The organism is Paraburkholderia dilworthii (assembly GCF_000472525.1).
GTDB lineage: Bacteria > Pseudomonadota > Gammaproteobacteria > Burkholderiales > Burkholderiaceae > Paraburkholderia > Paraburkholderia dilworthii.
Map to the genome: position 1 here is coordinate 60207 of NZ_AWZT01000016.1, position 21945 is coordinate 82151.

At 62.2% G+C, this 21945-nt stretch carries 28 protein-coding genes; 12 read left to right on the forward strand and 16 right to left on the reverse strand.

Annotated features, from left to right (window positions below; all coding sequences use genetic code 11):
* Window positions 1-122: 122 nt before the first annotated feature.
* Window positions 123-2465, forward strand: a complete 2343-nt coding sequence (locus F759_RS0116065; protein ID WP_027800760.1) for a hybrid sensor histidine kinase/response regulator — start codon at window positions 123-125, stop codon at window positions 2463-2465.
* Between the two features lie 61 nt (window positions 2466-2526).
* Here the strand turns inward: F759_RS0116065 and F759_RS0116070 are convergent, their stop codons facing one another.
* Window positions 2527-3015, reverse strand: coding sequence for a hypothetical protein (locus F759_RS0116070; protein ID WP_027800761.1), 489 nt, complete (start codon window positions 3013-3015; stop codon window positions 2527-2529).
* Between the two features lie 256 nt (window positions 3016-3271).
* On the opposite strand from F759_RS0116070, the gene F759_RS0116075 reads away from it, so the two are divergent.
* Window positions 3272-3712: an Hsp20/alpha crystallin family protein gene (locus tag F759_RS0116075; protein ID WP_027800762.1), complete on the forward strand. Its 441-nt coding sequence runs from the start codon at window positions 3272-3274 to the stop codon at window positions 3710-3712.
* Window positions 3713-3735: 23 nt separating this feature from the next.
* Entirely contained in the window at window positions 3736-4143 is a 408-nt protein-coding gene (locus tag F759_RS0116080) for an Hsp20/alpha crystallin family protein (protein ID WP_027800763.1), read from the forward strand.
* Window positions 4144-4179: 36 nt separating this feature from the next.
* Here F759_RS0116080 and F759_RS0116085 read toward each other — a convergent pair whose 3' ends face one another.
* Window positions 4180-5280: a glycosyltransferase family 4 protein gene (locus tag F759_RS0116085; RefSeq protein ID WP_027800764.1), complete on the reverse strand. Its 1101-nt coding sequence runs from the start codon at window positions 5278-5280 to the stop codon at window positions 4180-4182.
* A gap of 73 nt (window positions 5281-5353) precedes the next feature.
* Complete coding sequence (locus F759_RS43325; protein ID WP_167334026.1) at window positions 5354-5527, reverse strand: hypothetical protein; 174 nt, start codon at window positions 5525-5527, stop codon at window positions 5354-5356.
* Between the two features lie 296 nt (window positions 5528-5823).
* On the opposite strand from F759_RS43325, the gene F759_RS0116095 reads away from it, so the two are divergent.
* The 5 genes from F759_RS0116095 (at window position 5824) to F759_RS0116115 (ending at window position 7810) form a co-directional block, all read left to right on the forward strand.
* The gene (locus tag F759_RS0116095) at window positions 5824-6369 is read left to right on the forward strand and encodes a DUF4142 domain-containing protein (RefSeq protein WP_027800765.1); all 546 of its coding nucleotides are present in this window, start codon (window positions 5824-5826) and stop codon (window positions 6367-6369) included.
* Window positions 6370-6534: 165 nt separating this feature from the next.
* A complete protein-coding gene (locus F759_RS43330) occupies window positions 6535-6687 on the forward strand; it encodes a DUF6496 domain-containing protein (RefSeq protein ID WP_167334027.1) in 153 nt (50 codons plus the stop codon).
* Window positions 6688-6728: 41 nt separating this feature from the next.
* Window positions 6729-7166: a GFA family protein gene (locus F759_RS0116105; RefSeq protein ID WP_027800766.1), complete on the forward strand. Its 438-nt coding sequence runs from the start codon at window positions 6729-6731 to the stop codon at window positions 7164-7166.
* Between the two features lie 58 nt (window positions 7167-7224).
* Complete coding sequence (locus F759_RS44835; RefSeq protein WP_274533479.1) at window positions 7225-7350, forward strand: hypothetical protein; 126 nt, start codon at window positions 7225-7227, stop codon at window positions 7348-7350.
* Between the two features lie 166 nt (window positions 7351-7516).
* The gene (locus F759_RS0116115) at window positions 7517-7810 is read left to right on the forward strand and encodes a DUF6723 family protein (RefSeq protein WP_027800767.1); all 294 of its coding nucleotides are present in this window, start codon (window positions 7517-7519) and stop codon (window positions 7808-7810) included.
* Window positions 7811-7973: 163 nt separating this feature from the next.
* Here the strand turns inward: F759_RS0116115 and F759_RS0116120 are convergent, their stop codons facing one another.
* The 3 genes from F759_RS0116120 to F759_RS0116130 all read right to left on the reverse strand — a co-directional run bounded on the left by F759_RS0116120 (window position 7974) and on the right by F759_RS0116130 (window position 11044).
* Window positions 7974-8504: a low affinity iron permease family protein gene (locus F759_RS0116120; RefSeq protein WP_027800768.1), complete on the reverse strand. Its 531-nt coding sequence runs from the start codon at window positions 8502-8504 to the stop codon at window positions 7974-7976.
* 88 nt (window positions 8505-8592) lie between these two features.
* On the reverse strand, window positions 8593-8811 hold the full coding sequence (locus F759_RS0116125) for an FmdB family zinc ribbon protein (protein ID WP_027800769.1): 219 nt from the start codon (window positions 8809-8811) through the stop codon (window positions 8593-8595).
* Between the two features lie 64 nt (window positions 8812-8875).
* Entirely contained in the window at window positions 8876-11044 is a 2169-nt protein-coding gene (locus tag F759_RS0116130; RefSeq protein ID WP_027800770.1) for a response regulator, read from the reverse strand.
* Window positions 11045-11244: 200 nt separating this feature from the next.
* On the opposite strand from F759_RS0116130, the gene F759_RS0116135 reads away from it, so the two are divergent.
* Window positions 11245-11466: a DUF2795 domain-containing protein gene (locus F759_RS0116135; protein ID WP_027800771.1), complete on the forward strand. Its 222-nt coding sequence runs from the start codon at window positions 11245-11247 to the stop codon at window positions 11464-11466.
* Between the two features lie 132 nt (window positions 11467-11598).
* On the opposite strand, the gene F759_RS0116140 is transcribed toward F759_RS0116135, so the two are convergent.
* On the reverse strand, window positions 11599-12018 hold the full coding sequence (locus F759_RS0116140; RefSeq protein WP_027800772.1) for a hypothetical protein: 420 nt from the start codon (window positions 12016-12018) through the stop codon (window positions 11599-11601).
* Between the two features lie 173 nt (window positions 12019-12191).
* On the opposite strand from F759_RS0116140, the gene F759_RS0116145 reads away from it, so the two are divergent.
* Both F759_RS0116145 and F759_RS0116150 read left to right on the forward strand, forming a co-directional pair.
* Window positions 12192-12458, forward strand: a complete 267-nt coding sequence (locus F759_RS0116145) for a hypothetical protein (RefSeq protein WP_027800773.1) — start codon at window positions 12192-12194, stop codon at window positions 12456-12458.
* A gap of 89 nt (window positions 12459-12547) precedes the next feature.
* The gene (locus F759_RS0116150) at window positions 12548-13009 is read left to right on the forward strand and encodes a VOC family protein (protein ID WP_027800774.1); all 462 of its coding nucleotides are present in this window, start codon (window positions 12548-12550) and stop codon (window positions 13007-13009) included.
* Between the two features lie 35 nt (window positions 13010-13044).
* Here F759_RS0116150 and F759_RS0116155 read toward each other — a convergent pair whose 3' ends face one another.
* Complete coding sequence (locus tag F759_RS0116155) at window positions 13045-13692, reverse strand: VTT domain-containing protein (RefSeq protein ID WP_027800775.1); 648 nt, start codon at window positions 13690-13692, stop codon at window positions 13045-13047.
* A 131-nt stretch (window positions 13693-13823) separates the two neighbouring features.
* On the opposite strand from F759_RS0116155, the gene F759_RS0116160 reads away from it, so the two are divergent.
* Window positions 13824-14351 carry a GNAT family N-acetyltransferase gene (locus tag F759_RS0116160; RefSeq protein ID WP_027800776.1) on the forward strand — a complete coding sequence of 176 codons (528 nt, stop codon included), beginning with the start codon at window positions 13824-13826 and terminating at the stop codon, window positions 14349-14351.
* Window positions 14352-14532: 181 nt separating this feature from the next.
* Here F759_RS0116160 and F759_RS0116165 read toward each other — a convergent pair whose 3' ends face one another.
* The 8 genes from F759_RS0116165 to F759_RS0116200 all read right to left on the reverse strand — a co-directional run bounded on the left by F759_RS0116165 (window position 14533) and on the right by F759_RS0116200 (window position 21736).
* Complete coding sequence (locus F759_RS0116165) at window positions 14533-15594, reverse strand: alkene reductase (protein WP_027800777.1); 1062 nt, start codon at window positions 15592-15594, stop codon at window positions 14533-14535.
* A gap of 93 nt (window positions 15595-15687) precedes the next feature.
* Window positions 15688-16005 (reverse strand): ArsR/SmtB family transcription factor, encoded by a 318-nt coding sequence (locus F759_RS0116170; RefSeq protein WP_027800778.1) that lies wholly within the window; start codon window positions 16003-16005, stop codon window positions 15688-15690.
* A 429-nt stretch (window positions 16006-16434) separates the two neighbouring features.
* Complete coding sequence (locus tag F759_RS0116175; protein ID WP_027800779.1) at window positions 16435-17337, reverse strand: NAD(P)-dependent oxidoreductase; 903 nt, start codon at window positions 17335-17337, stop codon at window positions 16435-16437.
* Between the two features lie 99 nt (window positions 17338-17436).
* Complete coding sequence (locus tag F759_RS0116180) at window positions 17437-17739, reverse strand: cation:dicarboxylate symporter family transporter (RefSeq protein ID WP_274533480.1); 303 nt, start codon at window positions 17737-17739, stop codon at window positions 17437-17439.
* Window positions 17740-17821: 82 nt separating this feature from the next.
* The gene (gene ligK / locus F759_RS0116185; RefSeq protein ID WP_027800781.1) at window positions 17822-18505 is read right to left on the reverse strand and encodes a 4-carboxy-4-hydroxy-2-oxoadipate aldolase/oxaloacetate decarboxylase; all 684 of its coding nucleotides are present in this window, start codon (window positions 18503-18505) and stop codon (window positions 17822-17824) included.
* Between the two features lie 2 nt (window positions 18506-18507).
* A complete protein-coding gene (locus F759_RS0116190) occupies window positions 18508-19533 on the reverse strand; it encodes an amidohydrolase family protein (protein ID WP_027800782.1) in 1026 nt (341 codons plus the stop codon).
* Between the two features lie 37 nt (window positions 19534-19570).
* Window positions 19571-20881, reverse strand: coding sequence for an MFS transporter (locus F759_RS0116195; RefSeq protein ID WP_027800783.1), 1311 nt, complete (start codon window positions 20879-20881; stop codon window positions 19571-19573).
* Window positions 20882-20962: 81 nt separating this feature from the next.
* Window positions 20963-21736 carry an IclR family transcriptional regulator gene (locus F759_RS0116200; protein WP_027800784.1) on the reverse strand — a complete coding sequence of 258 codons (774 nt, stop codon included), beginning with the start codon at window positions 21734-21736 and terminating at the stop codon, window positions 20963-20965.
* Window positions 21737-21945 lie beyond the last annotated feature (209 nt).

Consider the following 21945-nt stretch of genomic DNA (forward strand, 5'->3'; position numbering starts at 1 on the left):
CGGGCTTTAAGTGCGTCAGGCGCGAAACACGACGGAACAGTAGAAGACAATACGCGGTGCGCCGTCCTCGGCGCATGAAATTGCAGACTAGGTCGTCGGCCTATTCTCCAGGGAGCAGGTTAATGGCGCATGCATACGAGCCCGATGACATCATTCAGAACTGGGCGAACATCTGGGTTCAATCTCTGCGCGACTATGCGGTGATCGGCCTATCCGAAGACGGCTGCATCCGCTCGTGGAATCCTGGCGGTGAGGTCATCCACGGTTTTCGCGAGGACGAGGTCGTCGGTAAGTCGCTGGATATCTTCTATACGGCCGAAGGGCGCGCGCAGGGGCTGCCGCAAGCGGCGCTCGACACGGCGCGCCGCGAAGGGCGCTTCGAGGGCGAAGGCTGGCGCGTGCGCAAGGACGGCCAGGTGTTCTGGGCGAGCGTCGTGCTCACGGCGCTGCGTTCGGGAAACGGCACGCTTCTCGGCTTCGGCGAGATCGTGCGCGACATGACCGACAAGAAAACGGTGCACGACGCGGTGCTCGAAAGCGAGCGGCGCTTTCGTCTGCTCGTCGACGGCGTGACCGATTACGCGATCTTCATGCTGTCGCCGGAAGGCATGATCACCAACTGGAACTCGGGCGCGCGCCGCATCAAGGGCTATGCGGCCAGTGAAATCATCGGCTCGCATTTTTCGCGCTTCTATACGCCGGAGGACGCGGCGACCGGACTGCCGCAGCGCGGCCTTGCCGCGGCTGCGCGTGACGGCCGCTTCGAAGCCGAAGGCTGGCGCGTGCGCAAGGACGGCTCGCGTTTCTGGGCGCACGTCGTGATCGACGCGATCCGCGACGGCGGCGCGCTAGTGGGATTCGCGAAGATCACGCGCGATATCACCGAGCGCATGGAAGCGAATCGTCTGCTGGAAGAGACGCGCATCGCGCTCGTGCAGTCGCAGAAAATGGAAGCCATCGGCAAGCTCACAGGCGGCGTCGCGCATGATTTCAACAACGTCATGCAAATTCTGCGCGGCAACCTCGAACTGCTCGAAAGCCGCCATAAACGGGACGGCTGGACGCGCGAGCGTCTCGACAAGGCAATCGACGCAGTCGATCGCGGCGCGAAGCTCGCGTCGCAATTGCTCGCGTTCGGACGCCAGCAGCCATTGCGGCCTATCGTCATCAATCTTGCGTCCGCAATTCGGGGCATGGACGACCTGTTGCGCCGCGCGCTCGGCGAAACGGTCGAGATCGAAACGGTGGTGGCGGGCGGACTGTGGAATACGCTCGTCGACGTGCATCAGATGGAAAACGTGATCCTCAATCTCGCGATCAATGCACGCGACGCGATGAAGGAGGGCGGCAAGCTGACGATGGAAGTGTCGAACTCGATGCTCGACGATCAGTATGTTGCAGGCTTTCCCGACGTGCCCGCGGGCCAGTATGTGATGCTTGCCGTAACCGACACCGGTATGGGCATGCCGCCCGAAATCGTGCAGCGCGCATTCGATCCGTTTTTCACGACCAAACCCGAAGGCGAGGGCACCGGCCTCGGCCTCAGCATGGCCTACGGCTTCGTGAAGCAGAGCGGCGGCCACATCAGGATTTACAGCGAAGTCGGACACGGCACGACGGTCAAGATCTATCTGCCGCGCTCGATGGAAGACGCGGTCGAGACGCCGCCCTCGCAGCCGGTGACGCTGCTCGGCGGGACCGAAACGATTCTGGTCGTGGAAGACGACCAGGAGGTGCAATCGACGGTGGTCGACACGCTCTCAGGCCTCGGCTATTCCGTGCTGAAGGCGAACGACGCGGAGCAGGCGCTCGCGGTGGTGCGCAGCGGCGTGCATATCGACCTTCTGTTTACCGACGTGGTGATGCCCGGTCCGCTGCGCAGCCCGGCGATGGTGGCGCAGGCGGTGCAGTTGTTGCCGCGCATGAAGGTGCTTTTCACGTCCGGCTATACGCAGAACGCGATCGTGCACGGCGGGCGGCTCGATCCGGGTGTCGAATTGCTGAGCAAGCCGTACAGCCGCGAACAGTTGGCGTACAAGATCCGTCAGATACTCGGCGTTTCTCCGCTCGCCCGCAACGGCGACGGCGCAGAAATGCAGGAATCGGCGGCTGACGCGGCTCTGCGCCTGCTGCTCGTCGACGACGATCTCGAGACGTCCGAGGCAATCGGCGAGTTGCTGAAACTGCTGGGTCACGATCCGGCCGTTACGAGCTCGCCGCAGGAAGCGCTGCGCATGCTGGAAGAACAACCGTTTGACGTGCTGATCACCGATCTGTCCATGCCGGTCATGCCAGGCCTCGAACTTGCACAACGGGCCGCGCAATTGCGGCCCACGCTACGCGTGATTTTTGCGTCGGGTCACGAAATGCCTCCAGTGAACACACTGCCGTTTCGCTGGGGAGCGCTTCGCAAGCCATATGGCGTGGACGAACTAAACGCGATGCTGCGCGGCTTCGACTACTAATTGCAATAGGCGGCCCAGCGAGGCCGCGTCGCGCGGCCCGCGCTTCGGATTCGCGCTGAGATCAAGGTCCGCTGCGTAAAGCGTCTGCCGTATCGGGCCGATCCGGCAGATCCGGTGTGCCGCGCGCAACCGTCTGCCCGGACTGCCGCGCGTCGTGTTTCGCGCCGCGCCGGATAGGCGGCAATCCGCTGATCTTCTCGGCCAGCATCCGCTCGTACACGCCGAAGTGCAAATCGACTTCCTCCTGCGTGACCACGGTCACGAAGATGCGCACTTGCGAGGGCATTAAACCGAGCACGGTGGCGATCGCCGTCTCGAGTTGCGGCGCGCAAAGCCGGTCTTCGGCAAACGTGGTTCCGACCGATACGTCGTACGATTTTTCCTCTCGCACCGCAACATCCACGAGCCGCGCGCGTGCGCTCATATTGTTCTCGATCGCAATGCGCATGACGTCGACGGCGGTCCGCATGCCTTCCGTGGGAAAGCCCCGTGGCGAGCGCAAGCACACGCGATGCCGTCCAAGAGTGAGCCAGTCCGAATCGAATTCCATGCCTTTTCTCCGACACTTTTGACCTCGCAGGACTATGTGGTTTTACTTCTGTTTTTCAAGGCCGAAAATTTTCGCGAAGGGTCTTGAAATCGTTTTGCCGGGATCTATTTTAGATTCCGCTCAGGCAGACGCGCCGTTCCGGCGGCGCGCTGCGTGTTTCGATTTGTCTGTCAGCGGGTGCGGGCGGGCGGACTGGAGCGCGTAGGCCCGTCCGTCTCCTCGCCACGGCACCGGCACTACCGAGGAGGAAACGATCATGAGTGACCTTTACTTCGCGACCGACCTGTTCAGCCAGTTCGATCGTCTGCAGCAGCAGATGTCGGCGCTGTTCGGCGGTTTTCCTTCGAGCATCCGCTCAGGCCGTCTGTCGGCCTTTCCGCAAATCAATATCGGCACCACCGACGACTCGATCGAGATCGTCGCGTTCGCGCCGGGTATCGACGCGTCGCAACTCGAGGTGTCGATCGACAAGGGCTTGCTGACGATTGCGGGCGAACGCAAGCGCGTCGCGCCCGAGGCGGACGAGTCCACGCGTCAATACGCACAGGAGCGATTTACCGGCTCGTTCCGCCGCGTGATCGAACTGCCGCAACAGGCCGATCCCGACAAGGTCGAGGCGCACTATACGAACGGCTGCCTGTCGATTAGCGTCGGCAAGCGCGAATCGTCCAGGCCTCGCGCAATCACCATTCAGTGATCTCACCGATGATGGAGCGAATCATGAACGATACGACCGAAGTTGTTCAGAAGGAGCAGCAGCCCGTCGCGCGCGGCGAGCGCGAGCCGGCTGAGCCGCGCACGACGCTTACGCCGCCTGTCGACGTGATCGAGAACGCGCATGGCGTCACGCTGTGGGCGGACCTGCCGGGTGTGTCGAAAGAGAAACTGGAAGTGCGCGTGCACGACGGCAATTTGCATATCGAGGCAGAAGCGAGTGTGCCGACGCGCGCTGGTTTGCGTCTGCAACACGCGGAAATCCGCGCGCCGCATTTCTCGCGTTCATTCACGCTGGGAGCGGAATTCGACACGTCCAAGATCGAGGCGAACCTGCAGGACGGTGTGCTGAAGCTCGTCATTCCGCGACGCGAAGAAGCGCGGCCACGCCGCATCGAAGTGAACGTCGGCTAATGCCGCTTGCCACGGCCCCGCGCGGGGCCGTGGTTTTTATCTGCCCGGCAGCTCGCCGAACAACCGTGAATCTACACCGGCAGCGGATGCGGGCACCGCCGCGCGCGTTCTTGCGAGGAGGCGTTCGAAGACGCGCAGGTAGTCGTCGGCCATGCGTGCAGCGGTGAAGCGCAGCTCGAACGAGCGGCGGCATTGTGCGCGATCTATTTCGCCGATGCGCGCCACCGCGCTGACAGCCTGTTCGACGTTGTCGACGATAAAGCCGTTGACGCCATGCGTCAGCACTTCCGGCACCGCGCCGCGTCCGAATGCAATGACCGGCGTGCCGCATGCCATTGCTTCGATCATCACCATGCCGAAGGGCTCAGCCCATTCGACCGGAAATAGCAGCGCCCGCGCATTTGCGATGAGTTCGCGGCGCAACTCACCGCCGACTTCGCCGAGATAGTCGGTGAAGTCGCGCGAACGTTCGACGAGCGGTTCGATCTGCTGTGCGAAGTACTCGCGCTCGCCGGGGTGAACCTTGCCAGCCATTTTCAACGGCAGCCCGGCGCGCCTTGCGATTTCGACGGCGAGATCGGGCCGCTTGCCGGGCATGAGACGGCCGAGAAAGAGCAGATACGACGCGGGCTCCGGCTGAAACCCGAATTCGTCGAACGGCAGACCGTGGTGGATCGTCGCTTGCCAGTTGGCGGACGGCACCGGCTTGCGCTGATCGTCCGAGATCGACACGAGCGGTGCCGACGCGAATTCGCGAAAGAGCGGCCCGTGATCCACCGGAAGCAGTTGCCCGTGCAGCGTGGTGAGCGACTTGCACGGCAGCGACCGTGCGAGTGGAAAGTGCAGCGGATCGCCGTGAAAATGCACGACGTCGAATTCATTCGCGAGATCCGCAACGCGAGCGAGTTGCCTCACGTGATGCGTAAGCGTGTCCCATACCGCCGTGTCGCGCCATAGTCCGCGCTCGCAGATCGGCACGAGCCTCGCAGCCGTGCGCGAGTCGGCGGTGGCGAACAGCGTGACGTCATGGCCTCGTCGAACGAGTTCTTCGGTCAGGTAAGACACCACGCGCTCGGTGGCGCCGTAAGCAAAGGGTGGGACGCATTCGTAAAGAGGGGCGACTTGAGCGATTCTCACAGGGCAATCGTGTCATGAGGTTGGGTTCCAGCCGCGTTCGCGGCACATGCGAACGCGGCCATCGTGGCAGGCGCTACGAGTTGTCTTTCTTCACTTCGGACAGATCGTCTTTCTTCACTTCCGCTTGCCGGACCGTGGTGCCGTCATCGCCGGTTTCGGACACATCGGTTTCGAATGTTCCTTCGTCGGATTCTCCGGCGGCCCCGCTTTGCGCGGTGTCGTCTGGGTCATTCGGTTTCGTCGCCATTGCGCTCTCCCTGAGTTGGTTGGAATGCAACGGGCAACGAGCAAGGCGCGATCCCGGCCGGTGCCGCGACAGGCGTGAGCGCACATCGCGTGTCCTCGAAGCGGGTATGTAATCGCTGCATGTAGCCGCGCCAATCCGTGCATGAAAGATGGGGTAGGTCGCACCCGCAACTGAGGGAACGATAGTAAAAATCCGCGTGGTTGCCGCGCCCCGGCATGGCGGTTGCTGCGTCACGGATGCCGCAACGAACATTGCGCCACTTCGGCTACTCCGTTCGAAAACCAGTGAGGAAACGCATGAAAAAGATGACAGTAATTGCACTAGCGTGCGGTTGTTTCAGCCTGCTTCCGGTCGCCGCCAACGCGCAGACAGAAGCCGCCTCCACTACCGCCGCCAATCCGCTCGCACAAGTGGACAAGGACTTCGTTCAGGCCGCGTCGATGTCTTCATCGACGGAGATCGACGCCGCGAAACTTGCGACCAGCAATTCGAACGACAAGGACGTGAAGTCGTTTGCGCATCACATGATGATCGACCACACGAAGCTGACCGTCCAACTGAAGATGGCCGCGCCGCACGGCGTGGAAGTGCCGAAAGACAATTCGGACACGAGTGTGCTCGACGCGCTGAAGCCGCTGAAGGGTAAGGAATTCGATCAGGCTTATATCCAGAAGGTCGGCCTTGAAGGGCACAAGAAAACCATTGCCGCATTCGAAAAAGAAATCGCCGACGGGCAGAACGCCGATCTGAAGAAGGCGGCGCAAAAGGGGTTGCCGACCATCAAGGAGCATTACCAGCGCGCACAGCAACTCGCCGCCAAGAAGGGCGTCGCCCAACAGTAACGTCGCTGTAGTGCTGTCCGGGCGCGCGGCGCCGCAGTGCCCGGATCTGATTGCGGCCGGTGAGCGCGTGACACGCCACGTGGCACGTGGCGTGCTGGAATTTGTGTGGCAGGCGCTGGGCGCAAGCGTTGCCCTTGTTGAACGCGTAACTGATAGGAGAGGATCATGCCGCTGAAAAGAGGAACATCCAGAGAAACAGTGTCGCGCAACATCAAGACTGAGACGAAGCATGGCAAGCCGCATAAGCAGGCAGTCGCCATTGCGTTGAACCAGGCTCGCAAATCGGGCAAGAAGATACCGAAAAAGAGCGACAAGTAACGCGCTCGAAAACTATCGCGACATCGGATCGGGAGAGCCATATGGACACCGGCGACGCGCAGCGCAAGCACGGCGGGCAAGCTGCACAACTCGAGCAGACCGGTGGATGCGCGTGCGGGGCCGTGCGGTTTCGCGTCAGCGCACAGCCGCGGCGAGTCTCGCTGTGCCATTGCATGACATGTCGCCGTGTGCATGGCAGTGCGTTCGGCGCCTATGCGATGTTCTCCCGCGATACCGTGGAGTTCTCCGGCCCGATTCATGTATGGCAAAGCTCGCAGGACGGAAGAAGATATTTCTGTCCGACGTGCGGCTCGGTCGCGTTCATGGAATATCTGGGAAGCGACGAACTGGACATACCGATCGGCGCGTTCGATAGCGTCGGCGTATATGAGCCGACCTACGAACTGTGGTGTCGCCATAGGGAGCCCTGGCTGCCGAAGGGCGTTCGCACCGAGTACGAGGAAGACAGTCCAGAGTAGCCGTGCAAAAGAGTACGCAGTACCTCGGGGACATTACTTTCGCAATGAAGGAGTTGAAATGAACGATCCGAAGCAATCCAATGCACAACCGGGCAATCCGAAGAACGCGGGTAAGCAGAACGGGCAGCAACAGCAGAATCAGCAAAAGACGCCGCAGCACCAGGGCGGCCAACGTCAGCCTTGATTCGCTGCTGAACGTTTTACCGGCGTCTGATTTCGGGCGCTGAGTATCCCGCCCGACGGGAGAGAGCGCGGCGCGCATCCGATGTGCGCCGCGCCCGCGTCTGAGCCATCGTTATGTGTTTCGTTGCAAGGCCCTTAACAGTCGATTCGCAATTGCAGGGATTGAGATGGTGAGAAGGAAGTTGCACTTTCACAATAGTTCGCTGCGGGACCTGGCATCGCCCGACGGTATCCCCACCGCCGAAAGCGACTACAGAATCTATCCGACTTATCGACGCACCGTGACCGGCACGTTTACCGGCGACCTGAAGGTTGTACGGACAACCGACGATCGGGTGATATTTCCATACGACGGCGCGCCGATGATAGGTCCGTTCGAAACTGCGCGGGAAGCACGCGAGGCGGCAGCGCGCAAAGGCGCGGAGGTGGTCGCGGCCGACTTGCTGAACCCGGAACTGTGAGCCCGCGAACTCACGGAGGACTCGTTCGTTCCGACATAAACGATGGAAGGCACCGGGAAATATGCGCGGCATACGAGCGACATAAGAGCGACATTCGGGCAACATGCGCCGGTCCAGGGGATGGCGCGCAGGTCGCCGCGCGACAAGCCGGCGAGGCTCGGCATCAGGAAGCGCCTTCGGGCTCCTTTGCCGTCTCCGCCGGGGCGTCTTGCACGCAGGCATCCACGTCGACGGTCTGCTTGCCGTGTGCGCCTACGCGGCTTGCCAGCCGCAAATACGCTTCGGCGAGCCGGCGAAGATCATCTTCCGAAGCGTCCTCGATACCGATCAGCTGATTGTTCGCCGCGCGATGCGAAGCAAGCAATTCGTTGAGCTTCAGATGCATCGCAACACTGTCCTTGTTCTGACTTTGCTGGATCAGAAACACCATCAGGAAGGTAATGATGGTGGTGCCGGTGTTGATGACCAGTTGCCAGGCGTCGGAAAAATGAAAGAGTGGTCCGGTGACGGCCCAGACGATCACAGTAATGATCGCGAGAGCGAATGCAACCGGCGAACCGGCAAGCCGCGTAACTGAACTTGCGAAGGCGTCGAATGCACGCGTGATGGGATTGCGTGCTGCGTACGCAGGGCTGGACGTCTGCGGGACAGTGTCCATGCTGTCCGAGCTGGAGCCCGCATCTGCTGGTCGCATTGTGTTTCTCCGGGAATTGCTCTTGTTCAGCTCGTAGCACACTGCGTGCCGGGCGTTGGCGCAATTGCCGGTAGGGAGGACGAAACACTCAGCAGCAGGCGCATCCGCCGCGATGCCGCATGCCATAACTTCCGCTTTCTTCGCGAGCGTCGTCCGCCGAGCCGCCGCCGACCGAAGGAGCGCCGATTACCACACGTGCAGCCGTATTCCCGCATTGCGGGCACGGCGCGGGTTCGTCGCGTTCGGCAATGCGGCGGACCGTTTCGAAACCGCCGCAGTCGGCGCACTGGTAGTCGTAAACTGGCATCGGTGCGGATCTGTATATGATCAATAACCGTAACGGCTAATCGCCGGTATAGAGGCTCGACAGTTTAGTCGACGTCGGTTCGCAACTGCTCGAGCTTTGCGCGCACGCGCTCGGCGAGCACCTCGGGAGCGAACGGTTTGCGGATCACTTCCATGTCGGAGAGCGCATCGCCCGGCGCATAGCCGGTGACGAGAATAACCGGCATCGCCGGATAGCGTTGCCTCACAGCCTCCGCGACCTGGCGGCCGTTCATCGCGCCGGGCAGAGCGACGTCGCTGATCAGCAGGTCGAAACGAGCGCCGGCATGCAAGAGCCGCAACGCAGCGGCTCCGCTGTCGGCTTCGAGCACGCGGTAGCCCTGTTCCCTCAATTGCTCCGCGGTCACTTCGCGGACGATCTCTTCGTCCTCGACAAGTATGATGGTTTTTGCAGGGTCTTTGCGATCGTCTTCCATATCTTCTCTTTGAACGGAGGCAGGCAAGCACAGGCGTACGGTCGTCCCTTTGCCGAGGGCCGTTTCCATCTGCACGATTCCGCCGGACTGTCTGACGAAACCGTAGATCTGGCTCAGGCCGAGGCCGACGCCCTGGCCCGAGGGCTTCGTTGTGAAGAACGGCTCGAATGCGTGCTCCACGATTTTGGGCGACATGCCCGTGCCGGTATCGGACACTCCAATGCAGCAGTAACGCCCGGGCTGGGCGTCCTCGAATCCGGCGACTTCGGCTTCGCTCAATATGACCTCGCTCGTGCTGATGGTGAGCCATCCGCCGTCCGGCATCGCGTCGCGCGCGTTCACGCATAGATTGACGAGTGCGCTTTCCATCTGGTTGGGGTCGCACTGCACGAGCCAGGTCCCGTCGCCGAGCTTCAGTTCGACGTTGATCCCCGCGCCTACTACGCGGCGGATCATGTCCTCCATGTCGTGCGCGATCGCATCGAGGCTCACGAGCCGGGGCTCGAGCGTCTGCTGGCGGCCGAACGCGAGCAGCCTGTGCGTCAATGTTGCCGCACGGGTTGCGCCTTTTTCCGCCCGTTCGACGAGCGTGACCACGTCGGTCGGCCGGCCCTGTTGCATGCGCACGCGGATCAGGCTCAGACAACTCATGATTGCTTGCAGCATGTTGTTGAAGTCGTGTGCGATGCCGCCGGTAAGCTGGCCGATTGCCTTTAATTTTTCGCTGTGGCGCAAACGTTCTTCTGCGCGTGAGCGTTCGCGGCTTTCGCGATGAAGCGTATCCAGTGCCCGCTGCAATTCGGCGGTGCGCTCCAATACGCGCCTTTCAAGTTCTTCGCTGCCGCGTTCCAAGGCTTCGCGTGCGCGGGCCTGGTCCTCGATATCTGTCGATGTGCCGAGCCATGCGACGATGCCGTTTTCGGCGCGAACCGGGGTCGCGCGGGTCTGGAACCAGCGGTACGCGCCGTCGGACGCGCGGCGGATGCGGTGCTCGACCGCATATTTCCCTTTCGCCTCGCACGCGCTCCACGCCGCGATGGTCGCCTCGCGATCGCCCGGGTGAACCGCATCGAGCCAGCCAAAATCTAGACTGTCCTGCTCCGAAATGCCGCTGTATTCGATCCACTGCGGACTACCCCACGTGCGCTCGCCGGTACTCCTGCAGGTGAACACCAGTTGCGGGATCTGCGTGGCCAGCATCCGGTAGCGCTCTTCGCTCTCGCGCAGCCAGATTGCATGTTTGCGCGTTTCGGCGGCGATTCGCAGCCGCTCGACGGCGGCGGCAAGCAGGTTCGCGTAGGAGCGCAGGAATTCGGTATCGAGGTCATTGAAGTCGCGGGGCTTGCGGCTGTCCACCTGCAACACGCCGTACGCCGGCCGTTCTTTTCCGCCGAGAATGACTACGTTGACGAGCGCTTTCACCCCCGCATCCACGATGAACTGTGAATAGCGAAAGCGCTTTTCATTGGCGATGTCCGGCGAAATGGCGGGCTTGCCCGTTTGCAGCGCATAACCCTCGGACGAGCCGCGCTCCGCTCGCGCTGTCGCATGACCGACCACGCCTGGCGGCCAGCCGACGCCGGCGCGCACCAGGAGCGTCATGCGGTCCTCCTGCAATTCCATGACCTTCGCCATATCTGTTTGCAGCGCTTCGGCGACGAGACGGCATGCCTCGCTGAGAATTTCATCCAGATCGTCGGAGCGGAGCGCAAGCTCGCCGAACTGCGCCAGAATCGCTTGCTGGTTGACAAGAATGGCTTCGCGGTCCGCAGTGCTCACGGCAAGATCCCTTGCTTGCTATGGTGACGAAAGTGGGCCGCCAATCTGCAGCGGCCCGTCCAGATGAACGAGCCAGATTCATTCCCGCTACCGCAATTGGCGAAGCACGCGATGCGTCGCGAGCAAAACACGTCGGACTGACGCGAGGAACGCGCGATGCTGCATGCTCAGCCACTGCTTGGCAAATCAAGGAGAAGCACATGGCGAAGTCCGATACGAACTCGAACGGTGGTCCGATCCGCAAGTTCATCGATGTGCAGAAGGCGCTGAAGGGCGCTTCGTATCCGGCCGACAAGGCGAGTCTGCTCGATACGGCGAAAGGCAACGGCGCCGACGAAGAAGTGCTCGACGCACTCGAACGCCTGCCGGAGCAGGAGTACGGTAGTCCCGCGGAAGTGTCGAAAGGTGTGGGCAACGAATAGCGGCCCGCTCACGAACGCGCGAGGCGCACCGGCGTTCGCTGTCAAATCTGCAAACATCGGGGAAGTAAATACACGTATTGCCTCGCGCGTTCGGCGATGCGTTCGCTGTGCGGGTCTGGAGCGCCCGTGCTATCACGCTTGCCCAAGCTCGCCGAGCATCACGGAGAGCGTGCCCGATTCGCTCTGCACGCCAGCGTCGAGATTAATCGCGCCCGGCGTTTCGGTTTCGATTGCGCGCAGCAGGCGTGGCGCAAACGATGCTCCGAAGCGCGCGATCATCGCTTCGCGTGCCGCGTCGTCGGCATGGGCGAGGCTGCGCAATTCGTCGAGCGGCAAACCGACGAAGAGATTCAGCGGATACGGCGGCGCATCGGGATCGGACAACGCCGCCTGCGACTCCGGCGCGCGGATGCGCAAGCCCGGTTGCAGATGCGCCGCCAGTTCAGCCGTCACTTCGTAGTCCGGTGCGAAGTTGAGCGAGGTTTTGGCCTCGCTTTCCAGAAAAGGCGCAACGCCTTCGAGGCGCGCGAGTTCTTCATCGCTGAGCAGCATGGTCGGTTCTCCTTTGGGTGCGGTTCATTCGTGTGAGACTACCGTCGAAGCAAACCGCTTGCCGCGCCGCGTCGGCCTGCCGCTGGCAGTCCCAGGCACAAGCAATGCTGGCGACACTGCATTGACGAACCCATGCCGCGTTTCGCGCGACGACGAACCGAACGGGTGCTACCATGCATTGGAATCCGAAAGGCGCGTTGCTGGCCGTGTCGCTTTCCGCACTGGCCGCAGTGGCGACAAGTGCGGCCGGTTGCAAAAAAGTGGACGACACCAGCAAGGACACCATGAGCTCCGCGAGCAGCGGCGTGATGAGCAACTCAGCGGGCGCGAAAGGAACGAGCGGTGAAAGCGACGCCGCGAAGCGCGCGAGCGATGCAGCGGCGGCGAGCGGCCCGGGTCAGTCCGCCAGCGCGGCGCCTGCTGCCTCCGGCAGTCAATAACGTTTTAATGCATAGCGTGCCACCGTGTGCCGCGCGCCGCTGTGCTAATGAATGCGGGCTCGGTCTTGGCCCCTTCGCAAAGGAAACTCATGAGCGAATCTTCGCATCGACCGTCATTCGGCGCGGCTGTCTATTATAAAGACCCGTTCGCCGCCATCGGGTGGCTCGAAAGGGCTTTCGGCTTCACGCGGCAACTGGTGATTACCGACGACGCCGGGCAACTCGCCCATTCGGAAATGCGTTTCGGCGACAGCTACGTGATGATCAGCCGTGAATGGTCGGAGGACTCGGTAAGTCCGCTTTCTGTTGGTGGGAAGAATACGCAGTCGGTACATGTACAACTACGCGAGGGCATCGACGAACATTGCGCCCGCGCGCGTGCCGCAGGCGCTGTCATTACCCGCGAACCGGCGGATCAGTTTTACGGCGACCGCGTCTATGCGGCGCGCGATCCGGAAGGGCATATCTGGAGTTTCGGGCAGACCGTACGCACCGTATCGCGCGAAGAAGCGGAACGCGCGACTGGGCTAAAAATCGAAGGCTGGATATAGCGGTGAACGACGGTTACCGGGTCGCAAGCGGTCGCTCAATGAGCCCGCGAGCGACGGTTGATCAGTCGCCACAGCGTGCTTACGAGCAGCGATCCGACACCGAGCGAAACGCCCAGCAGAACAATCGAACTCATGTGATCGCGCACAAGCGGCACGTTGCCGAACAGGTAGCCGGCCGTGACGAGCGAAACAATCCACAGTGCCGCGCCCGCCGTCACGAACGACAGAAAGCGGGTGAACGTCATGCGCGAAACGCCGGCGACGAACGGTGCAAAAGTACGCACCACTGCAATGAACGGCGACAACAGGAAAGTCAATCCGCCGCGAGCTTCGTAGAAGCTGTGTGCACGGCGCAGCGCATTCTTGTCGAGCCAGCGGTAGTCGGCGGTATAAACCTTTTCGCCGATCGCGCGCCCAATGGCATAGTCGACGACGCTTCCCGCCACCGTCGCCGCGAATAACACCGGAATTACGAGCCAGACATTCAGCGCGCCGGCGGCTGCGAGGCCACCGCAAATGAAAATGAGCGGATCGCCCGGCAAAAAGAATAGCGGTAGAAAACCGATCTCAACGAATACGACGATAAACAGCATCGCGTACACGGCCGTGCCGTATTGCACGATCAGACCGCTTAGGTGCTGGTCGAAGTGCAGGGCGATCTGCAGCATGTGCATCAGTTGCATGCCGGTTCCAAGGTTGTCGGATGTTCAGCAGTTTAGTCCTCTGACAGCGCGGATACTTGTGTATTTCGCGGCTGCGATGTCAATATCGCGTGTCGTCTCCGTGAACAAGTCCAACGCTAACGTCCGATCTCATGCAACCGCCAGCCGATATTGCTTTCCGTCCTGCCGCGCCGCATGACGCAGAAACCATTCGCACGATCGAATTCGAAGCGAGCCTGCGCTTCATCAGCGTCGGCATGCCGGGTATCGCGGACGCGCCGCCCATGAGTCTGCCTCTCGTCGAGCGCAAGATTGCGGCACAGGAAGTGATCGTCGCTGTGGATGCCAATGGAATGTGCGTGGGATTCGTGATGTTCGAGCCGCAAGCCGCGCGTATCTACATTCAGGAACTGGACGTGCTTACGTCGCATGCGGGGCGAGGCATCGGCGCGGCGCTGATCGAGCAGGTCGCGCGACTCGCCCGCTCACGAGAGATCATGCAACTGATCTTGTCGACGTACCGCGAAGTACCGTGGAATGCACCGTATTATCGGCGTCTGGGTTTCCGCGATATCGAAGAAGCCGAACTCGATGCGGCTCTGACCGCAAGGCGCGAGGCGCATATCGCACGAGGCCTCGACGAATCGAAGCGCGTGTTCATGCGGCGCGATCTCGCCTGACGCGGTTTTCCTGTGCGGCGCGCCGCGCTACCTGGCGCAAAACAAACGCGGCGGGCGCCGTCGGAGATTTTTTCCTCCGATTGCGCCCGCCGCTTTTCGCTGCGCTTCACAGCCGCTTCACAGCCGCTTCGAGCCGCTTAAAGCCGCCTCGCGGTAGCCTCTCGCCGCTGCGTGCTTCCGCTTACTCCACCGTTTCGAGCGCCGGATAATCGATGTAACCCGTCTCGCCGCGCGCATAGTACGTGGCGGGATTCGGCTTGTTCAACGGCGCGTTGGTTTCAAAACGGCGCACGAGGTCCGGATTCGCGATGAACAACTGGCCCCATGCCACCGCGTCAGCTTCGCCCGCATCGAGTACTTGCTGTGCGGTTTCCTTCGTGAACTTTTCATTCGCGATGTACGGGCCGCCGAATTCCTTCTTCAACTGAGGGCCGAGACGGTCCTCGCCCAACGCTTCGCGCGCTGCGATGAAGGCGATCTTGCGCTTGCCGAGTTCGCGGGCCACGTAGCCGAACGTCGCGGCCGGATTCGAGTCGCCCATGTCGTGCGAGTCGCGGCGCGGCGCGAGGTGCACGCCCACGCGATGTGCGCCCCACACGTCGATGCACGCGTCGGCGACTTCGAGCAGCAGACGCGCGCGATTTTCGATCGGGCCGCCGTATGCGTCGGTACGTTGGTTGGTGCTGTCCTGCAGGAATTGGTCGAGCAGATAGCCGTTGGCGCCGTGCACTTCAACGCCGTCGAAACCGGCTGCTTTCGCGTTTTCAGCACCTTGGCGAAACGCCTGAACGATGCCTGCGATTTCATCGAGTTCGAGCGCACGGGGCGTGACATACGGGCGCTCCGGACGCACGAGGCTCACATGGCCTTTCGCTGCGATTGCGCTTGGCGCAACCGGCAATTCGCCATTCAGAAAGAGCGGATCGGAAATGCGGCCGACGTGCCACAGTTGCAAGAAGATCTTGCCGCCCGCAGCGTGCACTGCGTTCGTGACGAGCTTCCAGCCTTGCACCTGTTCCTGCGACCAGATGCCCGGCGTATCGGCATAACCCACGCCCTGCGGCGTGACGGAGGTGGCTTCGCTGATGATGAGGCCCGCGGTTGCACGTTCAGCGTAGTACTTCGCCATCAGCGCGTTGGGCACGCGGATTTCCTCGGCGCGCTGACGCGTGAGCGGCGCCATGATGATGCGGTTCGACAAGGTCAGGTCGCCAATTTGCAGCGGATCGAAAAGAGTCGGCATAAATGTTCACCTTTGGCTGAGGCGCGGACGCCTTGGGCCGAAAAATAGTTGCGTGGCAACAAAAAAGCGAAGGAAGCGGCGATGCGAAACCGGTCAGAGCTTCGAGTTCATATGCTCGAGGAACGCCTGAATAACGGACTCGTTGCGTTTGAAGAACACCCATTGCCCCACACGTTTCGACGTGACGAGCCCCGCGCGCTGCAACGCCGCGAGGTGGGCCGACACGGTGGACTGCGAGAGCCCGCAGCGCGCGTCGATCTTGCCCGCGCATACGCCGTGGTCGAGCGGGAGTTCCTGGTCGGCGAAATGCGCATGTGGCTCGCGCAGCCAGCCAAGAATCTCGCGACGCACCGGATTGGCGAGCGCTTTGTGTATCGCGTCGATATCCGGCGCAATGGGGGTTCGTTTCATTCGTCAACTACCGTCGAACTGTTTCAGTGCGCAGGCGTGGACGAGTTGCCGTCCACAGGTCTGCATCGCTACGGAACGAAGTATATATCGGATTTCTGCGATATGCATGGAGCCACTAATGGCGATAGGGAGAACGATTACCGGCGCAAGGCAAGTCGGCATTCAAACGGCATTCAAACGATGCGAGGCCGCTTGCTTCGTTCCGTGAGCGGCCATCGCAGTAGCGGATGCGTGGCGCCCGCCGGCATCGCCCAGGAGGCCGGTACAGCGACGAGAGTACGGCGGCGAGCGGCCCGAGAACTCGCGGGTCGTCAGCTGGACGATCTCGCACAGACGTGTCTCGACTGGATCATCGAAGATTTGACGCGGATCTGCGGGCGAAGTTGATCGCTCTTATGCGTACCGCGCTTCGCAGTTAACTGCCTCTGCTTACGCGGGCTTCAGCAGCGTCCGCCATTCTGGCAGGCCGCCTTTCTTGTCGAGCGCATCGACGAGCGGCGCGGCGCGCGCGGCGAGTTGCTCGTGCATGTCGGCGACAGCAGTTGCGAGCGCGCTCGACATGCCGAGACCGTCGAGCATCAACGCGGCTTCACGCATCTCCTCCGAGCGCCGCTGACCGTGCTCGACCACTCGCCCGATCAGATACGCTTCGTAGCCCTGATCCCAGCCCACGCCGGGAAACGTGGCCGCAAGCGAACTCAGCACGCGGCCGTCGACGTCGAACTGATGCGCGGCGAGCATCGACTGAACGCAGAGCGCTTCCATGCCCTTGATCATGATGCTGCGGCACAGTTTGATCGCCGATGCGAGCCCGACTTCCTGCGCCACTGCTTCGCAACGCATGCCGAGTCCGTTGAGAAGGTCCGCCGTTTGCGCGGCGACGCGCCCGCCGAGCAGCATCGGCACGCGAACGCCTTGCGGCGGCACCGGCGCCATGACCGCGGCTTCGACGTAATCGGCGCCGCTTTGCTGAACCGTCACGCTATTGCGCTGCTTGACCGCAGGCGACACCGAATTGAGATCGATGAAAAGCTGACCCGCCGTGAGATGCGCGGCGGCGGCAGTCGCGACGGCTTCGGCCTGGCTCGCAGTGACGGCGGAGAACACAAGCTGTGCATCGCGCAATGCGGACGCAAGGTCGTCTGCGACTTGTGCGCCGCTTTTCTCCGCACGCTCGATGATCGCGCTGCGCGTGGCCGCATCTTGCAGCTTGATGTCGAAGGCGCGAACCGTGCGCCCCGCATCCGTCAATGCGCGCGCAAAGATGGGGCCGACTTCGCCGAAGCCGATGATCGCGATATGGCCGGCGGATTTCTGGAATGACTGAGGCATGCGGGAACTCCGTAAATGGCGTTGAAAAACGAGCGCAGTCAAAGCTGTGTTTCGTTCGCCGGCAGTGCGGCAGGATCGCTCGGCGGTGCGTCGCGGCCGTCAGAGAAGGCGTTGAATTTCTGCTTGTCGAACATGTTTCCCACTTCGACAGAACGAGTGCCGCAACAGTCCGACGCCCGCGAGCGGCAACGCGCCGGAGCTCTGCAACGTCGCTGCAAGTTTGACGAGCGCGCCGCCCGCGGCACCGGTTTCGCCTTTCGGTGTGCGCAGCATCACAGCGAGAAGACTGAGTTGGTGTGTGAGCGAGGGCGGCATGTCGGTGGCCTGCGAGATGAAGCCGATCCCGCATGCCATGTACAGACACGTACCGTCGATGCGGGGCGGGGGCGCGCCCCACGCCAAACGTTGACACCGCTGCCTGATCTGTTTATCGATCGCTGCTGTGAGGCGTGTCGCGTTGGGCTTTCAGAGCACAACGTCACAGTCAGTCGATGTAGCGAAGACCCAACTGCTTCAACGGCTCGCGCATCTGATACATGTCGAGGCCGAGCACGCCGGAGGCGAGCTTTTCGCGCTTCTGCCCTTCGTTTGCCTCGCGTGCGCTGGCTTTGTCGAGCGTCTCGTGCGCTTTCGCGGATGGCACGACGACTACGCCATCCAGATCGGCAACTACCACGTCGCCCGGTGTGACGAGCGCACCCGCGCAGACCACGGGAATGTTCACCGAGCCGAGCGTGGCCTTGATGGTCCCCTTCGCCGAGATCGCCTTGCTCCAGACCGGAAAGCCCATTTCGGTCAGCACGCTGACGTCGCGCACGCCCGCATCGATGACGAGCGCCCGCGCGCCGCGCGCCTGGAAGCTCGTTGCAAGCAGATCGCCGAAATAGCCGTCGGTACAGTCGGCGGTGACGGCTGCCACTACGATGTCGCCGGGCTGAATCTGCTCGGCGGCGACGTGCAGCATCCAGTTGTCGCCGGGATGCAGTAGCACCGTGACGGCTGTGCCACTTACCGGCGCGCCCGCATAGATCGGGCGCATGTAGGGCTTCATCAGGCCGACGCGTCCCATTGCTTCGTGCACGGTCGCGCTGCCGAGCGCGCCGAGGCTATCCGCGACGCGGCTATCCGCGCGCGCGATGTTGCGATAAACCACGCCGAGTTCGTACATGTTCAACGTCCTTGTGCTTTCAGCGCGGCATCAAGGCGCGGATATACGCGCCGCGCATTGCCTTCGTAGATCTGATAGCGCTGTTCCGGATTCATAGCAGCGGCCTCGACATAACGCTTCGTATCGTCGAAGTAGTGGCCCGTTTGCGGATCGATGCCGCGCACAGCGCCGATCATCTCGCTCGCGAACAGAATGTTGTCGACTGGAATTACGTTCGTGAGCAGGTCGATGCCCGGCTGGTGATAGACGCAGGTGTCGAAGAAAATGTTCTTGAGCAGATGCTCTTCGAGCAGCGGCTTCTTCATTTCCTGCGCGAGACCGCGAAAGCGTCCCCAGTGATACGGCACCGCGCCGCCGCCGTGAGGAATCACGAAACGCAATGTCGGGAACTCGCGGAACAGATCCGACGTAAGGCACTGCATGAACGCAGTGGTGTCCGCGTTCAGGTAGTGCGCGCCCGTAGTGTGAAAGCATGCGTTGCAGCTCGTGCTCACGTGAATCATTGCGGGGATGTCGTACTCGACCATCTTCTCGTAGATCGGATACCAGTAGCGGTCGGAAAGCGGCGGGCTCGTCCAGTGGCCGCCCGACGGATCGGGATTCAGGTTGATCGCGACATTGCCGTACTGCTTGACGCACTTCACGAGTTCGGGGATGCAGGTGGCCACGTCGACGCCTGGGCTTTGCGGCAGCATCGCGGCCGGAATGAAGTTCTCGGGGAACAGCTGGCTCACGCGGTAGCACAGCTCGTTGCAGATAGCGGCCCACGTGCTCGACACGTTGAAGTCGCCGATATGATGCGCCATGAAACTCGCACGCGGACTGAACACGGTGAGGTCGAGCCCGCGCTCGCGCATCAGGCGTAGCTGGTTGGTTTCAATCGACTCGCGCAACTCGTCGTCGCTGATTTGCAACTCCGACGGCTTGGGCGCGTCGGTGGGATTGCCGAGCGCGGCGATCTGGCGATTGCGCCAGGTTTCCAGCGCTTTGGGCGCGGTCGTGTAATGACCGTGAATGTCGATGATCATCGATGTACTCCGATTGAAATGCCACGTGGCGAAATTTTCAGCGTGGCAGTGCGCTGTCGCTACGCGCTGCCGGAATGTTGTCTTCACGCCGCGTGGTGTGGGCGGTGCTTTCGCCGCTGACGTGCGAAAGGTCGCGTCCGCGCGTTTCCGGCAACATCAGCGCGGCTGTCACGACCAGCACATACGACGCGCACGCGCACAGGCCCATCGCGACGCCGAGGTCGAGCTTCGCGCTGAGCACACCGACCATCGCCGGCATGATTGCGCCGATGGCGCGCCCCGCATTGCCGCACAGACCTTGCGCCGAAGCGCGGATGCGCGTCGGAAAGAGTTCGGCGATGTACGCGCCGGTGCCTGCCGCCGTGCCCGATTGCAGCGTGCCGAGCACGAAGCCGAGGACGAGCGTGACGGGCAGCGTGATTGGCGCAAGCGTGTACGTTGCCACAGCGACGGCTTGTAGCAGCGCGATCACGATAAACGTGCGGCGCCGGCCGAAGCGGTCCGCCATCCAGCCGTTCAGGAACGCCCCTGCGAACGAGCCGAGAATGTTGATCGCGAGGTAGCCGCCGATGTTCGTGATCGACAGATGGAGCACGAGCTTCAGATAGGCGGGCAGCCAGGTGATCATCACGTAGTTGCCGCCGTAGATGCCGAACGTGAGCAGGATCGCCTTGAAAGTCGTCGCGCGGATCGGGCGGTCGAACACCGCCCAGATGCTTGGACGATCGGCCGCATGTTCGCGGCGAATCTGCGCGAATACCGGCGCTTCCTGAATGTGACGCCGGATCCACAGCACGAGCAGCGTCGGCAAAATGCCGATCGCGAACAGCACGCGCCACGCCCACTCGGGTTGCAGCGTGCTGAAGATCAGCGTGGACAGCAGAACCGCCACGCCATAGCCCACGGCCCACCCCGCTTGCAGCGAGCCCACCGCGCGGCCGCGCACTTGCGGGCGAATGGTCTCGCTGATCAGCACCGCGCCCACCGCCCATTCGCCGCCGAAGCCGAGGCCTTGCAGGCCGCGCGTGATCATCAGTTGCCCGAACGAATTCGTGAACGCGGAGAGTAGCGTGAAAGCCGAGAACCACAGGATCGTGATCTGCAATACGCGTACGCGTCCATAGCGGTCGGCGAGTATGCCTGCGATCCAGCCGCCGAGCGACGCCATGATCAGCACCGTGGTGCCGAGCACGCCGGCCTGGCCGCGTGTCATGCCCCACAGCGCGATCAGGGTCGGAATGGCGAGCGCGTACATCTGCGTGTCCATTGCATCGAGTCCCCAGCCGCTGAAGCACGCCCAGTAGGTGCGCTTCTCGGACTTCGTCAACTCGGTGTACCACTTGAGCATTCTCGTTCTCCTCCGTTTGTCCCGATGCGTCGGGCCGCTGTTTTTCGATGGTTGGCGCAGGCGTTCGGCTCGTGCCGGTATTCAGGCGAGGGGCGCCGCTTGCGTAACCGCCGCGGCCTTCAATAAAGGCCCGGCGTCGCCGCCCAGCGCCTTCGTTACGCGCGCCGCGAATTCGAGCAGACGCGGACGGTAGCGCTCCATTTCCTCCAGGCCCATGCGCGCGGACGGCCCGACGATGCCGAGCGCGCCCACCAGTTCCTGACCGACGCGGAACACGGGAGCCGAAATGCCCGATGTTTCGCGGTCGCGTTCGCCCATCGACAGATAGACGTAGCGCGAACGGACACTGTCGTACGGCTCGCCGGGTTCGCCCGCAAACGCGAGCAGCACGCGTCCGCCCGCGCCGCGTTCGAGCGGCTGCGTGTCGCCTTGCTGCACTTCCGCGCGGATCGAGTGCCGCGATGCGATCCGGTACAGGCACACGCGGTGATCGCGCTCGCGCACATGAAACGACACCGCCTCGCCGGTCTCGGCGCTCAGTTCCTTCATCGCGGGCAGCAGGATGTCGCGCAGATCGAAGCCGGCTTCATAGACGGCGCTCAGATGCATCGCGCCCGAGCCGATCCAGAAACGTCCGTCGTCGCGGCGAATCAGAAGCTGGTGATGACACAGCGCCTGCGCGAGCCGCGACAGGGTGCTTTTGTAAAGCCCGGTTCGCTCGGAAAGCTCCGTGAGCGTGAGCGGTTCGTCGTCGCGGCGAAAGGCGAACAGGATCGACGCGGCGCGATCCAGCACGTCGATGCCGCTGGGTGTCACACCTTGCGGCGTGCGCACCATCTCGCTACTGCGGACCATGTGGGTCTCCATGGAGTTCTATCAGATAGAACTAGTAATCATTGGATGGAACAATGCTATTCCCATCGCAGTGCGCCGTCAATTGGACAGCCGACGTGTGGGTTAGTGATATCCCTGAGCGACAGCCCGCGATGGTATCGATACCATCGCAGTCATCTCGAAAACTCTGTCCTGTCGGCAAACGTTGCGGCGGGATGGTAGCGATACCA

What these genes read in the sequence shown, in the direction of transcription:
- F759_RS0116165 (WP_027800777.1), bottom strand. Translation starts at nt 15,594, where the DNA reads ATGCCGACTCTTTTCGATCCGCTGCAAATTGGCGACCTGACCTTGTCG.
- F759_RS0116200 (WP_027800784.1), bottom strand. Translation starts at nt 21,736, where the DNA reads ATGGTCCGCAGTAGCGAGATGGTGCGCACGCCGCAAGGTGTGACACCC.
- F759_RS0116125 (WP_027800769.1), bottom strand. Translation starts at nt 8,811, where the DNA reads ATGCCAGTTTACGACTACCAGTGCGCCGACTGCGGCGGTTTCGAAACG.
- ligK (WP_027800781.1), bottom strand. Translation starts at nt 18,505, where the DNA reads ATGTACGAACTCGGCGTGGTTTATCGCAACATCGCGCGCGCGGATAGC.
- F759_RS44835 (WP_274533479.1), top strand. Translation starts at nt 7,225, where the DNA reads ATGAACGATCCGAAGCAATCCAATGCACAACCGGGCAATCCGAAGAAC.
- F759_RS0116115 (WP_027800767.1), top strand. Translation starts at nt 7,517, where the DNA reads ATGGTGAGAAGGAAGTTGCACTTTCACAATAGTTCGCTGCGGGACCTG.
- F759_RS0116105 (WP_027800766.1), top strand. Translation starts at nt 6,729, where the DNA reads ATGGACACCGGCGACGCGCAGCGCAAGCACGGCGGGCAAGCTGCACAA.
- F759_RS0116175 (WP_027800779.1), bottom strand. Translation starts at nt 17,337, where the DNA reads ATGCCTCAGTCATTCCAGAAATCCGCCGGCCATATCGCGATCATCGGC.
- F759_RS0116155 (WP_027800775.1), bottom strand. Translation starts at nt 13,692, where the DNA reads ATGCAACTGATGCACATGCTGCAGATCGCCCTGCACTTCGACCAGCAC.
- F759_RS0116140 (WP_027800772.1), bottom strand. Translation starts at nt 12,018, where the DNA reads ATGCTGCTCAGCGATGAAGAACTCGCGCGCCTCGAAGGCGTTGCGCCT.
- F759_RS0116145 (WP_027800773.1), top strand. Translation starts at nt 12,192, where the DNA reads ATGCATTGGAATCCGAAAGGCGCGTTGCTGGCCGTGTCGCTTTCCGCA.
- F759_RS43330 (WP_167334027.1), top strand. Translation starts at nt 6,535, where the DNA reads ATGCCGCTGAAAAGAGGAACATCCAGAGAAACAGTGTCGCGCAACATC.
- F759_RS0116150 (WP_027800774.1), top strand. Translation starts at nt 12,548, where the DNA reads ATGAGCGAATCTTCGCATCGACCGTCATTCGGCGCGGCTGTCTATTAT.
- F759_RS0116160 (WP_027800776.1), top strand. Translation starts at nt 13,824, where the DNA reads ATGCAACCGCCAGCCGATATTGCTTTCCGTCCTGCCGCGCCGCATGAC.
- F759_RS0116170 (WP_027800778.1), bottom strand. Translation starts at nt 16,005, where the DNA reads ATGAAACGAACCCCCATTGCGCCGGATATCGACGCGATACACAAAGCG.
- F759_RS0116075 (WP_027800762.1), top strand. Translation starts at nt 3,272, where the DNA reads ATGAGTGACCTTTACTTCGCGACCGACCTGTTCAGCCAGTTCGATCGT.
- F759_RS0116080 (WP_027800763.1), top strand. Translation starts at nt 3,736, where the DNA reads ATGAACGATACGACCGAAGTTGTTCAGAAGGAGCAGCAGCCCGTCGCG.
- F759_RS43325 (WP_167334026.1), bottom strand. Translation starts at nt 5,527, where the DNA reads ATGGCGACGAAACCGAATGACCCAGACGACACCGCGCAAAGCGGGGCC.
- F759_RS0116195 (WP_027800783.1), bottom strand. Translation starts at nt 20,881, where the DNA reads ATGCTCAAGTGGTACACCGAGTTGACGAAGTCCGAGAAGCGCACCTAC.
- F759_RS0116065 (WP_027800760.1), top strand. Translation starts at nt 123, where the DNA reads ATGGCGCATGCATACGAGCCCGATGACATCATTCAGAACTGGGCGAAC.
- F759_RS0116135 (WP_027800771.1), top strand. Translation starts at nt 11,245, where the DNA reads ATGGCGAAGTCCGATACGAACTCGAACGGTGGTCCGATCCGCAAGTTC.
- F759_RS0116095 (WP_027800765.1), top strand. Translation starts at nt 5,824, where the DNA reads ATGAAAAAGATGACAGTAATTGCACTAGCGTGCGGTTGTTTCAGCCTG.
- F759_RS0116070 (WP_027800761.1), bottom strand. Translation starts at nt 3,015, where the DNA reads ATGGAATTCGATTCGGACTGGCTCACTCTTGGACGGCATCGCGTGTGC.
- F759_RS0116120 (WP_027800768.1), bottom strand. Translation starts at nt 8,504, where the DNA reads ATGCGACCAGCAGATGCGGGCTCCAGCTCGGACAGCATGGACACTGTC.
- F759_RS0116190 (WP_027800782.1), bottom strand. Translation starts at nt 19,533, where the DNA reads ATGATCATCGACATTCACGGTCATTACACGACCGCGCCCAAAGCGCTG.